The organism is Neorhizobium sp. DAR64862/K0K3, from assembly GCF_050500185.1.
Taxonomy (GTDB): Bacteria; Pseudomonadota; Alphaproteobacteria; order Rhizobiales; family Rhizobiaceae; genus Neorhizobium; species Neorhizobium soli.
The window spans coordinates 2,209,639-2,222,520 of record NZ_CP191449.1; the positions used below are offsets into that span (position 1 = coordinate 2,209,639).

General features: G+C 59.3%; 11 protein-coding genes and 2 tRNA genes. 8 read left to right on the forward strand and 5 right to left on the reverse strand.

Annotated features, from left to right (window positions below; translation table 11 throughout):
- Positions 1–49: 49 nt before the first annotated feature.
- The 3 genes from ACQY1L_RS10860 (at position 50) to ACQY1L_RS10870 (ending at position 3,755) form a co-directional block, all read left to right on the forward strand.
- Complete coding sequence (locus ACQY1L_RS10860; protein ID WP_430240874.1) at positions 50–1,255, forward strand: glycosyltransferase family protein; 1,206 nt, start codon at positions 50–52, stop codon at positions 1,253–1,255.
- 86 nt (positions 1,256–1,341) lie between these two features.
- The gene (locus ACQY1L_RS10865) at positions 1,342–2,592 is read left to right on the forward strand and encodes a glycosyltransferase (RefSeq protein ID WP_430240875.1); all 1,251 of its coding nucleotides are present in this window, start codon (positions 1,342–1,344) and stop codon (positions 2,590–2,592) included.
- Positions 2,589–3,755, forward strand: coding sequence for a glycosyltransferase family protein (locus ACQY1L_RS10870; RefSeq protein ID WP_430240876.1), 1,167 nt, complete (start codon positions 2,589–2,591; stop codon positions 3,753–3,755). The genes ACQY1L_RS10865 and ACQY1L_RS10870 overlap by 4 nt, the downstream gene beginning before the upstream one ends.
- Positions 3,756–3,814: 59 nt before the next feature.
- On the opposite strand, the gene ACQY1L_RS10875 is transcribed toward ACQY1L_RS10870, so the two are convergent.
- A tRNA-Pro gene (locus ACQY1L_RS10875) sits at positions 3,815–3,891 on the reverse strand.
- A 284-nt stretch (positions 3,892–4,175) separates the two neighbouring features.
- Here ACQY1L_RS10875 and ACQY1L_RS10880 point away from each other — a divergent pair.
- Complete coding sequence (locus ACQY1L_RS10880) at positions 4,176–4,535, forward strand: hypothetical protein (RefSeq protein WP_062453565.1); 360 nt, start codon at positions 4,176–4,178, stop codon at positions 4,533–4,535.
- Between the two features lie 36 nt (positions 4,536–4,571).
- Here ACQY1L_RS10880 and ACQY1L_RS10885 read toward each other — a convergent pair whose 3' ends face one another.
- The gene (locus ACQY1L_RS10885) at positions 4,572–5,900 is read right to left on the reverse strand and encodes a capsular polysaccharide biosynthesis protein (protein WP_430240877.1); all 1,329 of its coding nucleotides are present in this window, start codon (positions 5,898–5,900) and stop codon (positions 4,572–4,574) included.
- A gap of 284 nt (positions 5,901–6,184) precedes the next feature.
- Between ACQY1L_RS10885 and ACQY1L_RS10890 the strand changes: the two genes are divergently transcribed.
- The 3 genes from ACQY1L_RS10890 to ACQY1L_RS10900 are packed head-to-tail and all read left to right on the forward strand — an operon-like array spanning position 6,185 to position 8,909.
- Complete coding sequence (locus ACQY1L_RS10890) at positions 6,185–6,901, forward strand: ABC transporter permease (RefSeq protein WP_430243913.1); 717 nt, start codon at positions 6,185–6,187, stop codon at positions 6,899–6,901.
- A complete protein-coding gene (locus ACQY1L_RS10895) occupies positions 6,898–7,557 on the forward strand; it encodes an ABC transporter ATP-binding protein (RefSeq protein WP_092661524.1) in 660 nt (219 codons plus the stop codon). Before ACQY1L_RS10890 ends, ACQY1L_RS10895 begins: the two co-directional genes overlap by 4 nt.
- Before the next feature lie 2 nt (positions 7,558–7,559).
- Positions 7,560–8,909 (forward strand): RkpR, polysaccharide export protein, encoded by a 1,350-nt coding sequence (locus ACQY1L_RS10900; protein WP_430240878.1) that lies wholly within the window; start codon positions 7,560–7,562, stop codon positions 8,907–8,909.
- A gap of 345 nt (positions 8,910–9,254) precedes the next feature.
- Here ACQY1L_RS10900 and ACQY1L_RS10905 read toward each other — a convergent pair whose 3' ends face one another.
- Complete coding sequence (locus ACQY1L_RS10905) at positions 9,255–10,427, reverse strand: polysaccharide biosynthesis/export family protein (protein ID WP_162759496.1); 1,173 nt, start codon at positions 10,425–10,427, stop codon at positions 9,255–9,257.
- Positions 10,428–10,937: 510 nt separating this feature from the next.
- Here ACQY1L_RS10905 and ACQY1L_RS10910 point away from each other — a divergent pair.
- Positions 10,938–11,633 carry a DUF6656 family protein gene (locus tag ACQY1L_RS10910; RefSeq protein WP_113489988.1) on the forward strand — a complete coding sequence of 232 codons (696 nt, stop codon included), beginning with the start codon at positions 10,938–10,940 and terminating at the stop codon, positions 11,631–11,633.
- 264 nt (positions 11,634–11,897) lie between these two features.
- Here the strand turns inward: ACQY1L_RS10910 and ACQY1L_RS10915 are convergent, their stop codons facing one another.
- Positions 11,898–12,509: a helix-turn-helix domain-containing protein gene (locus ACQY1L_RS10915; RefSeq protein ID WP_430240879.1), complete on the reverse strand. Its 612-nt coding sequence runs from the start codon at positions 12,507–12,509 to the stop codon at positions 11,898–11,900.
- Between the two features lie 251 nt (positions 12,510–12,760).
- Positions 12,761–12,834: transfer RNA gene (locus ACQY1L_RS10920), tRNA-Gln, on the reverse strand.
- Positions 12,835–12,882: the final 48 nt, after the last annotated feature.

Sequence of the window (12,882 nt, forward strand, 5' to 3'; positions counted from 1 at the left end):
GCGGCACGCCGCGTTGTCAGACACATCGTTGCCGGTAGGAGTTTCGGGCATGCCGCGACATCTGAATAATGCCCGCATTCTCATGTACAGCCATGACACGTTCGGGCTTGGCCACCTGCGCCGTTGCCGCACCATCGCTCATTCGCTGGTGGAGAATTACCGCGGCGTGCAGGTGCTGATCATTTCCGGTGCGACGATTGCCGGTGCCTTCGATTATCGCGCCCGGGTGGATTTCGTGAAGATCCCCAGCGTGATCAAGCTGCACAACGGCGATTACACGTCGATGGACCAGCATATCGATCTGGCCGAGACGCTGAAGATGCGCCATTCCAGCATTCGCCATACCGCCGAAAGCTTCGAGCCCGATATTTTTATCGTCGACAAGGAGCCGCTTGGCCTTCGTGGCGAAGTGGAGGACACGCTGGTCTATCTGAAGACCAAGGGCACACGTCTGGTGCTCGGCCTTCGCGACGTGATGGACGCGCCGCATCTGCTCAAGGCCGAATGGGAGCGTCACGATACGTTGCGCAAGATCGGCCAGCTCTATGACGACGTGTGGGTTTACGGCCCGCCGGAGTTTCATGATCCGCTCGAAGGGCTGGATGCGCCGGCATCCGTGCGCAAGAAGATGCATTTCGTCGGCTTCCTGCAGCGCAAGGTGACCTCCGGTGCCGTGCCGGAAACTGATGCGGACGAGGATTACCTGCTGGTGACGACCGGTGGTGGCGGCGATGGCGCAGACCTGGTGCGCGACGTGATCGCAGCCTATCAGGCCGATCCGGCGCTGACCTACAAGACGGTGATCGTGCTTGGTCCCTACATGCCGGCCGAGCAGCGCGCCGTGTTTACCGAAGCCTGCAAGGATGATCCACGGCTGGAGGTGATCGAATTCGACAACCGCATGGAAGACCGGATCGCCGGCGCCAAGGCGGTGATCGCCATGGGCGGCTACAACACCTATTGCGAGATCCTGTCGTTCGACAAGCCGGCGCTGATCGTGCCGCGCACGCAGCCGCGCGAGGAACAGCTGATCCGTGCAACGCGCGGCGCGGAGCTCGGTCTCGTCGACATGCTGTCTGCCGACGACAGTGCCGATGCCACGAAATTTGCAGCCGCGATCAAGGCGCTGTGGCAGCGCGACCCGCCCTCGGTGACGGCACCCGGCTTGCAGATGGAAGGCCTGCCGCATATCGGCGAGATCGTCGAAGGGTGGATGAAGAACAAGGGACGCCACCTTTCGATTGCGCAAGGCTAACACGCCCTCTCCTGACCGGACGCAGTGCCGCCGCCAAACGGCCCGGGTGCAAACCCGCTGCGCATTTCTGCTGGAACTGCTTTGACATGACCAACAAGACTATCGTCGTGCTGCTGAAAGGTTATCCGCGGCTCTCGGAAACGTTTATCGCCCAGGAACTGCTGGGGCTGGAACGGGCAGGCTTTGCCCTGAAGCTGGTGGCCATGCGCCGCCCGACCGACAAGAAGCGGCATCCGGTGCATGACGAGATAAAGGCGCCGGTCAGCTACCTGCCGGAATACCTGCATGAGGAACCGGTGCGGGTGGCAAGAGCGCTCATGAAGGTCGTGACGCTGCCGGGTTTCGGCTCGGCGCTCAAGGCGTTTTTCCGCGACCTGCCGCGGGACTTTTCCCGCAACCGTTTCCGGCGTTTCGGCCAGGCTGCTGTTCTGGTGGCGGAATGGCCTGATAATGCCGGCTGGCTGCATGTGCATTTCATTCACACGCCGGCAGCCGTTGCCCGCTACGCAAGCCGCATGAGCGGCATTCCCTTTACCGTTTCGGCACATGCCAAGGATATCTGGACCTCCGAACCCTGGGATCTCTCCGACAAGCTTGATGAGGCCGACTGGACGGTAACCTGCACCAAGGCGGGCCATGAGCGGCTGCAGAGCCTTTCCTCCCGCGACAACGTGCATCTGAGTTATCACGGGCTCGATCTCGACCGGTTCCCGCATTTTGCAGGAACCCGCCCTGCCCGCGACGGGCGCGATCCGGATGATCCCGTGAGGATCGTCAGCGTCGGCCGGGCGGTGAAGAAGAAGGGATATGACACGCTTCTGCGCGGGCTTGCGCTGCTGCCCAAGGAGCTTGCCTGGCGCTTTACCCATATCGGCGGCGGCGACGAGCTTGCGCCCCTCAAAGCGCTGGCGGAAGACCTTTCGATCGCATCCCGCATCACCTGGAAGGGGGCGCTGGACCAGCGCGAGGTGCTGGAGCATTACCGCGACAGCGATCTTTTCTCGCTCGCCTGCCGGATTACCGCCGACGGTGACCGCGACGGGCTGCCCAACGTGATGGTGGAGGCCGCCAGCCAGAACCTGGCCGTGGTGGCGACCAATATTTCAGGCATTACCGAACTTTTCGTTGATGGTGAAAACGGGCTGCTGGTTGCGCCGGAAGATCCGGTGGCGCTGGCGGCAGCGCTCGAAAAAGCGATCCGCGAGCCCGCGCTTCGCCAGCGCCTGGGTCAGGCCGCGGAGGTAAAGGTGCGCCACGACTTCGACCACCATACCAGCATTGCCGACCTCAAGCGGCTGTTCACCAAGAGCTTTGCGAGCCGGGAGACAAGTCGATGAACAACGGCACCTCTATCGGCAAAGGCCGGCGCGTTTTGTTCTATGTGCAGCACCTGCTGGGCATCGGTCATATCGTTCGCGCCAGCCGCGTGGCGTCGGCCTTGCAGAGCGCCGGGTTCGACGTGACGCTGGTGACGGGTGGCACGCCGGTGAAAGGCTTTCCGCCTGCAGGCATGGCGCATGTGCAGCTGCCGCCGGTGGTCGCCTCCAACAGCGGATTTTCATCGCTTAGCGATGCCACGAGCGGCGAGCCTGTGGACGAGGCCTTCCAGGACCATCGCACCGGCCTGCTGCTGGATCTCTTTCACGACCTGAAGCCTGACGTGGTTATCACCGAGGCCTTTCCCTTCGGTCGCCGGCAGATGCGGTTCGAACTTCTGCCGCTGCTGGACGCGATCAGGTCTGCCGAGCCAAAGCCGCTGCTTCTTGCCTCCGTGCGCGACATTCTGCAGGAAAACCGCAAGTCCGGCCGCGACGACGAGACGATTGCCCTGATGCGGGATCATTTCGACGGCGTGCTGGTGCATGGCGATGCGGGCTTCGTGAAGCTTGAGGAGACGTTTCGCAGGGCGTCGGAATTTGCGGGCAAGATCCATTATACCGGCCTCGTCGCACCCAACACGCCCACCCCCTCGCCCGACCGGTTCGACGTGCTGGTATCCGCCGGCGGCGGCGCCGTCGGTGCGGGGCTGATCGGCGCGGCCCTGGAAGCCGAGCGCATTCTCAACGACGGCCGCAGCTGGTGCGTCATCACCGGGCCCAATCTTCCCGCGGAGGATTTCGACCGTATTTCGGCAGAGGCCGGCTCCCGCGTGACGGTCATCCGTTTCCGCCCCGACTTCCCGTCGCTTCTGGCAAATGCCCAAATCTCTGTCTCGCAGGCCGGCTACAACACCGTCTGCGACCTGTTCCGCACCACCTGCCGGCCAGTCCTCATCCCGTTCGCGGCCGGCGGCGAGACTGAGCAGACTGTGCGCGCCGAAAAGCTCAAAGCGCTTGGACTTGCGCAAGTGGTGGATGAGGCTTCGCTGACCGGTGAAGCGCTGGCAGAGGCCATCCGAAGGGCGAGCGGGATCACTGGCGTTCAGGAACTGCCGTTTTCGCTGGATGGTGCGGAGAGGTCGGCGGAGATTGTGGCGGGGATGCTGGATGGGCGTGGATGAAACGCGCGCTTGTGAAGTGAGCTTTTTCGGGAAGGAGCCTTGCGGGACAAGGGTCAAACTGGTCGGAGTGAGAGGATTTGAACCTCCGACCCCGTCGTCCCGAACGACGTGCGCTACCAGGCTGCGCTACACTCCGTGACCAGTGGCGCCTCTATAAACCGGCATTTTCCGTTGCACAAGCGTGTGCTTTGAAAAAATATGAGGTCTCGTGCAGGCCTGATCACCGCTTCAAACACCTCGAGAACAAGGCGTTGCAAAAAAGCGGCTCGGATGAAAATTGAGAGCTGTTTGGAAAGATGATGTCGCGACAGGCAGCGGAAATCTGTTAGTGCGAGATCAAAGCTTTGCCCATCTCAAAAGTCCTGCCTGGCAGGCATTGTCTGGGGCGATCACCACATGCAAGAGGATTTGTTGAAGATTATGAGCCGCCGCCTGTTCCCCTTGACCGCCGTTCTCGCGGTAGCGCTTTCTGCATGCACCACTGTCAGCGTTGCCAGCAGCCCGATCAACACCTACTGGACCGGCCGTTCGGCTGGCGAGTTCTTCGCCAAGTTCAGCCCACCCTTGAGCGATGTCGATAGCGGCAGCTCGACGATCTACAACTGGCGCGGCGGCTATACCCGCATCAAGCTTGCAAACGGCAAATCGGTAAGCGTTAGCTGCTCGGCCAAGGTTACTGTTTCCGAAAGCTACACGATCCGCGACATCACCATCACCGCAGATCGTCCCGGCTCCACTGGCCCAAGCTATTGCGAAGAGTTGCTGCTACCGAAGAAGTAAATGGAACGGGCATCGCCGTCACTCGGCGATGCCCGCTCAACGGCTCTCCCCATCGAGGGGATAGAGGATCCGTCCGAGGCGTCTCAGCCACGGATTGGATAGCTCGCGGAAGAACAGGATCGGGTTCCGGCGGAAATCGCGCGCATCCTGCTCTGACCCCGCCAGTTTGATCAGCCAAGCAATCGGCACGGTCAGCAGATGCCGCCAGCCGAACAGGCCATAGGCCCCCCGCATCGCGAAGCCTGGCCGCGCCGGCATCGGCACTTCCCTGATTTGAGTTTCCGGCATGCCCTTTTCCCGCCACTGGAGTGCCAGCGCCAGACAGGTTTCGAAATCGATCTGGGTTCCATCGACTGGATTGAAATAGCGCGGGTAGAGAAGATAGGCCGCGGCGAACAGCTGTTCAATAGTAAGCTTGCGGCCCCGCCGCGGGTTGGGCTGCCGATCGTCGGTCAAGCCCCACCCGGCATAGAACGGACATCCGGCCAGCGTCACGGGAAGGCCCCGCAGCAGCGCTTCGAAGCCTGCGAGCGACGTGATGGCGTAGACATGATCGGCGCGCGCGAGAAGATCCGGGAGCGACACCGGCGCGGAGACAATTGTTGCGAGATCGGTGACGTCGGACGGATCGGACCGCTGCGCCCGGACACCGTTCAGAACATCGGGATGCGGCTTGTAAAGGATTTCGGCATCCGGGTTTTCCTTGGCTGCCAACCGCACGAGGTCGTTGTTGGTAAACGGACGATCGCAACCGAAGCGGATCGACGCGTCGTCCTCCACCTGGCCGATAACAAGGATGCGACGTTGCGCCTGCACCACAGAATCGGCCGGTACAGCCTTTGCCGCCAGGAGATCTGCTCCTGCGCCTTGTCGGGAAGCGGAATTGTATTTGCTGAGGCCGGACCCGAGCAGAAGATCGATGCCGGCCCTTGACCGCTCCATCAGATCAGGGTCGGCATCGAAATCATAGCTGTTCAGGATATCTTCGAGATCGGAGGGCTGGCGGCTATCGAAATAGGGCGTGCGGCTATCGAGTGTGAGCGAGAACGGCAGGCTCTTGCTGGCATTGCCGACCAGCGAGCGGATGAACCCGTCTTCCAGAAACACGACCTGGATATGGTTGGAATGCGCGAATTCCAGGATGGCATCCGAGACATTCCGGCTCCAGACCAGCAGGGTCGCGCCGGGTGTTGCGAGGATTAAGTCCTGCCAGTCTCGAACAAACGTGAGATCGCTCAGGTAAAGCGGCAGATACTGAAAGCTCAAATGCGGAAAATAGGCCTCCAGCATCCCCCGCTTCCAGCGGCGGATATGCACCGCAAACACGTGTCGTCCGTCAAGACCCGGCACTCCAGCGGCAATCATCCTCGATTGGGTTCCTTCGTTGGGTGTGTTGGTGTTGGTGCGATGGGTAAGGTCTACGGGAATGGTTGGTGGAGGTCATTAGGTCAACAGGGATCGCTGGCACGCCATTCAATCGGCATGATTCGAACCACTGGCGTATTCCCTTCAAATGACATATTTTAGGTGCAAGAACATGCCCTGCGGCGGCGTGGCAAGTCCAGTTTCAACCCGCGAGCAAATCACGAGGTCGTTTGTACTACTTTACGTCCCACTTGCGCGTCGTGACAGCTCTCGTCATCCGAGAGATGTCGACCCGGTTCGGAAAGAACCCGGGCGGATACCTGTGGGCGCTGCTTGAGCCTATCGCCTATATCGCGTTCATGTCGCTGATCTTCATGGCGATCGCGCACAAGCCTGCACTGGGAACCAGTTTTCCGCTTTTCTTTGCCAGCGGCTTTGTCTGTTTCCAGTTTTATGCGGCAATGGCCGGCTATCTAAACAGCGCCGTCAATGCCAACCGGCCGTTGCTGAGCTATCCAAATGTTGCTCCGATCGACACGATCGCGGCCCGCTTCTCGTTGCAGTTCTGCACGACCTGCGTGGTTGCGATTTGCATCATTGCACCGCTGATCATGCAGCTGAAAACAACGCCGACGATCCGGTTGTCACCGATCCTGACAGCGATTAGCCTCGGCAGCCTCATCGCGCTCGGGCTCGCGCTCGCCAACAATGTGCTGTTCCAGCGATTTCCACTGTACGACAAGATTTTCGGCATCGTCAGCCGGCCGCTGTTCCTGATCTCAGGGATTTTTTACCTACCGGATTCACTGCCACCCGTGGCGCGTGATGCCATTCTGATCAACCCGATTGCACATCTTGTCATGCTGTTTCGGACCGGACTCTATCCAGAATATCGGGCGATAGGCTTCGATCTGGACTATCTCCTCCGCGTCACGACCGTCTTGCTGTTCGCAGGCATGGCGATATTCACCATTTCGAGAGGCGTGTTGAGAGCACGATGATAAAGCTGGACAAGGCCACGAAACGTGTCCGGATGAAGGGCGTTTCGAAGACGATCATAGACAATGCGAGCATTGTGATCCCGCGTGGTAAGAGCGTGGGACTGCTCGGCCGCAACGGCGCCGGAAAATCGACCCTGCTGCAGATCATCGCCGGGACGCTGGATCTCGACTCTGGCAAGGTCACCCGGCAGGGGAAAATTTCGTGGCCGCTTGGGTTCGCGGGCAGCTTCCAGGGCAATCTTTCCGGCGAACAGAATGTCCGCTTCGTTGCGAGGATCTACGGGGTCGATACGGAAGAACTGGTGGCCTATGTCGCAGAATTCGCCGAGCTCGGCTCCTTTTTCCAGGCGCCGGTGCGCACGTATTCATCGGGCATGAAAGCCCGCCTCGCGTTCGGCGTCAGCATGGGCGTCAAATTCGATTATTATCTCGTCGACGAGATAACTGCGGTTGGAGATACGAATTTTAAACGGAAATCGAAGGAAACATTCAAGGAGCGTTTAAGCGCTTCGGATGTTATCATGGTTTCCCATAGTGCTGGCACGCTTCGTGATTACTGCGAGACTGGAATCGTGCTGGAAGACGGCAAGCTGACGTATTATGATAAACTTGAAGACGCCATCACGGTGCACGAAAACAATATGAAGAGGCATTGACGTTGGACAACGCGCAACAGAAGATCGCCGGTGCATCCGACAACAGGATCGAACCCGAGCTGCGCCAGCCGCGACCGGTGCCAAAGAACCTTGTTCTCCTTCAGGGACTGCTGGAACGCCCGTTCAAAGCTCCTGCTACCCCTGTCCCGCCACCGGAGCCGGAAGTCGTTGCACCCGAGCCGAGTTCAGATGTGGTCTCGACGAGTGCCGCTGCCGGCAAGACGCACCTGCTGAAAACAAGACATTTCGTGATCGGCGCCAGCTTTGTTCTAGCGGTAGCTGTCCCTACGGCCTTGAGCTCGCTCTACATGGCGTTCGTCGCGGCAGACCAATATCACAGTTCATCGTCATTTTCTGTGCGCAGCATCGAGTCGGCCCAAGCTTCCGACCTGATGGGCATATTCGGACAGGCATCGAGCGGCAGCACGATCTCGGACTCCTACGTTCTGCTCGACTTCATCCTGAGCGAGCGCATGGTGCAGGCCATCGACGAGGCGTTCGGAATAGACAAGATCTTTGCGCCACGGGGATCTGACTTTTTCTACGGCCTTTCGAAGGATGCGCCGATCGAGGACAAGCTCGACTACTGGCGCAATATGATCAGCGTCAATCTCGATCATACATCCGGTATAATGAACCTTCAGGTTAAGGCGTTCTCGGCCGAGGATTCGCAGCAGATTGCCAATTTCGTGATCACCCAGAGCGAGAAGCTCGTGAACGAGCTTTCCCTTTACGGCCGTACCGAAGTCCTGAAAGTGGCGCAGGAGGAAGTTAGCACGGCGGAAAACAGGCTTGCCGGCGCCAGAGAAGCCCTGCGCGACTACCGTGATTCGTCCCAGGAAGCTGATCCGGTCGAAGGTGCAAAGCTTGCTGCGCAGTTGATCGGCTCGCTTGAACAGCAACTCGTCCAGTTGCGCACGGACCTGTCCACAGCATTGACACAGTTGAGCGAAAACACGCCGCGCGTCCGAGTGCTGCGGTCGCAGATCACCAGCCTCGAATCCCAGCTTAACCGGGAACGGCAGCGTTTCGGTAGCGGTACCGCGGCCGGAAAGCAGGGCCGCAGTGCTACGGGCTCGGATGTTGCCGGTCGTATCCAGAAGTATGAGACACTGCAGACCAGTAGCGAATTTGCTGAACGTGCCTACACGTCATCGCTCGCCAGCCTCGAGAAGGCGCGGCTCGATGCAAACGCGAAGCAGCGCTACTTGGCCGTCTTCATTCGTCCAAGCCTCTCGGAAATGGCGCAGTATCCGTCCCGCGTACTGAACTCATTCCTGGTTCTGATCGGCAGCTTGCTTCTGTGGGGCGTGGTGGTGATGGGGTATTACAACATCCGCGACAGGAACTAGGCCTCGCCTATCTCCTAAATACGGCTGAAGCCGCGACGCCAATCATCGATGCCGTCTTCCCTTGGAAGGCGGCATTTTTCGTCATGGCACCGCGGAGAGCTCTCAATCGTAACCATCTGCCGACCGGCTTCTCTGCAGGCCGCAGATCGCACGGTCTGCGATCAGGCAGCGCACAACTTACGAGGCGTTTGGCAGAGGTAGTGATGGGGAATACGGGCTCGCAGCAGCCCTTTACGGGCCAGGCACTGCCCTAGGCGTAACTCTATGAAGCAACAGCGCTCCGCCGTCGCAGTGGCCCTTGAAGATACCGTCGAAATCCCTTGGGAGGGCTCCGGCGGCTGCGGGCTACAAGTCCTCCAGCAAGCGCTGGCCCTGATACGCCGTGCTGATCGGCGCGCCGATGATGCGCAGGAACTTCGTGAAGTCGACCGAGAAATGGCGTGCCGCGTAGATGACGTCGCGGTTCTTGACCGGGAACGTCTGGCCGACGATCAGGCTGTCGGGCTTGCTCATGTCGAACCTGTAGACGATCGGGTAACGTCCGTCTCTGTTGAGCTTCATTCCCTTGCGCAACATGGCATCGAGGCGTGCAGGACCGAGCAGGCTCTGAACGACTTCCTGTTCCTCGTAGCGGAACAGGAAGTAACCGCTGCCATTGACCGACGCGTCGTCGCCGCCGCCGCCCATCGCAACTGCTTCAAGAAGGTTCAGGTCGTTCGCGCCGAATTCCTTGCGACTGTTGCCCTTGATCGCGCCCAGAAGCGTGAAGGTGCGCGAATCATGCGACAGGAAGATCTGGTCGCCCGGCTGGACGAAAATGTTCTCGTTCGGATTGTCGATGATCGATTTAAGAAGCACCGTGCCAGTGCGCTTGCCGCGCACAAGCGTGACATATGTTTCATAGGGCTGTGCCGTTGCGCCGCCGGCCTTGGCGATGACATCGGTGATATGGTCGCCACTGAGGCCGATCGGGGTCTGCGACGACTTCGCCACCGCGCCTGATACCGTCACAGAGCGTGAAGGCGTGTCTGCGCTTGTCACGATGACATCCGGCTCGACTGCCTTGCTCTGGAGCGCCGTGAGAATGGACTGGCGAGCTTCCTCAAGCGTCTTGCCTGCGAACCGCACCTGGCCGACATAAGGGATCGCGGCCTTGCCATCCGGCTGTACGACCAGCTCGATAGGGGTCTGCTTCGACTCGCGTGTCGAGAACAGGCCATCTGCCCCGGCCTCGAAGATCGTCACGCGCAACTGGTCGCCGATGCCGATCACGGCACGGCCGCCGCCGCCGCCAAATCCAAATCGACGCTTCAACGCGGTCGAGACATAATCGGAGATAAGGCGTGCGGAACGGCTGTCCACGTCGACAACGTCAAAGACCTCGGCATTCGGACGATTCAACTCGGCTGCGGACTGACCGCCCTCGGTCGTGATTGCCGACGCCAAAGGCCCCTGCCCCGGAACGGCCTGACATCCCGTCAAAGCCACGCAGAACACGACTGCAGTCATTCGCAACAAATCAACTACTCCAGATTCCGAAGTCGATGGCCGACACGACGCAAGGCCGGTGTCGCGCAAGGACGCCCCTTGAAAGCACACTGCGCCTTCAACAACAAGTGGACAGCCACCTACCCTCGCCAAATTTAGGATCGGTGCGGTTTTACGGTCTCAGTTAACCACCTCAACCGTTTCCAGACGCTAGGCTTCGGCGGTTAAAGCAAGGCTAAGGAATTTGGTTAAGACATCAAGGCCGCTGCGCCTATGTGCCAGTCGAGAACATCGCGGGGCGTGGGAGCGCTCCCGCTTCCAGCAGCCGCGCACCACGGTGTCACTGCACCCATTCTTATCCGCACACCGAATGCCATTGCCATTGCCATTGCCGCGAAGAACCGCCTTTCCAAAATGCTGCAAGCGCCCCGAAGCGAAAGTTGACCTGCATCAATTGAGGGGGAAACTACGGAGCGTCTGGGAGCAACCTCTTAAGGCTGCACTCATATCTTCTTCATCAACGCAAGAAGAGAGGGCATCATGAGTGTAGCCAAGCTCCAGTACGGGGACCGTTTCGGTGACGACGTAAAGAAAATCTCGCGCACGGCGTTGTCCGCCTCAAGTTCTAGCGATGCTGCGCTCCCATCAGCGAAATACACACGCTGGTTTCATGGCGAAGCGGGCGAGCCGGAACCGATGGCAACCTCAGCCAAAAAGTTTCGACGGCTCGCCGCAGACATGGTTCTTTCAGAAGTCATCGCTGTCACGAAGGAGAACCTGTCGATCCTCGGCGACGATGCCAATCACCTCTTCGCCTCTTCGCTTCCGACAGGGCACCGGATGCGCAAGGCAATTCGTGCGTCGATTCTGCAGTCTGTCCCGCATCTTGGAGCCTGCAAGTTCGGGGAAGTCGTGACCGAGCACGGCCCCAACGCCATCGCCGTCACGCAGATGTTCATCGCGAATTTCGACGGCGAGATCAACACGTCCGCAGGCGGCACAGATCTTTACAAGCCGCGAAGCCAGGACTTCGACCAGATGTTCTTCGGCCTCCACGTACTCCTCGACCGCAATGGCAATTTTCTCGGCTTCAATCACCGGCTCGGCGAAAATGGTCTGGCCTTCCAGACCAAGAATATCTCCACTGCCCTCTACAATGTCGCATCGACAAGTACCGGATTGTCGCTTGAGGCTCTCCGGGAAAGAGCTGCCATCAATCGGGTTGTAAACCGGTAACCGAGAGCGTTTCCCAGCGAGAGTAAAACATCCTGCCGGCGCAGGATTTCGGACAGGCAAGGCGAAGGGCATATCTGTGGGTACGTCAAAGCCGATCGGCTTTGATCCTGGCGAAAGGCTGCCCGGCCCATCGGGTTGGCTGGATCGGGGGGCCTGAGCGCCCGGCCGACTTGACCGTCGAATGTGGCTACGACGGGCGCCGACCGGGCAACCATCTGCAATCGTTCGAGCCAACAGAATGCTTCAATCTTGCCAGGAAACGCTCTAGGGCTTCTCTCTTTCCCGATGACCAATCTGCGTGGCGACGAGCTTTGCCACCAGGTGCACGAGGTTCTTGGCTTCGAACCGACCCTTCAACTTGTCGATGCGATGCTCGATCGTCCTGGGCGAGAGGTGAAGGTCTTCGGCGATTTCCTTGGTCGTCTGCCCCTCGATCAGCAACTGGATGATGTTGTCATCCGTCATGTCGGTCTTTGCTTCTTTCGACGGCGGAATAAAGAACCGCCCTTCGACCAGGCTGATACACCAGTTCGGCCTTCCCTCGCACTTTTGAGGAAGCAGCAGTCGCTCGTATCCGATCCTGACCCCGAGAACCTTCGTTCTGACAAGCTCAAGCGTCGGGCGCCCGACCTGCAGACAGCGGGAATAGGTTGGGATGATGGCCTCATCGACGAAGCCTCGATCGAGATCTCGAAGGTTGGCATCGGGAAATTGCAGCCTCAATTGACCAAGCAAATGGCTCTTGAACCCGAAGTCCCTCACCCGCCGAAACCGCCAGTCATACGGGTCTTCGTCTCCCGTTGCGACAACGGACAGCGCCATCTTGATGGAGAGGCTGGAGACGAAGCTAGAATACACGCTTTCCGGGTCTGCCATCTCGCTCGACCGCAGCCAAACATCGATAAGGCTTTGAGAGATTGTATTGAATGAACTCATTAATGCGACACAAGAACCAATTTCTTCCTGTTCGCATATGCAACTCTCAAGGGTTTCAAAAGAATTACATTCGTCTAAAATAAACTACGTCGTCAGTTATGGAAAACACGGCAGACCACAGCATCTGAGGACCATATGCGGCCAAGCGCTTCTCGGTCACTTGTTGGAGGGTTTGCACGAAACGTGATGCGTGGCTGGGGCGCCAGGATTCGAACCTGGGATGCCGGTACCAAAAACCGGAGCCTTACCGCTTGGCGACGCCCCAACAGGTCGGGGGCAAATCATTGCTGGCCCGGACCGGAAGTGGCCTTGC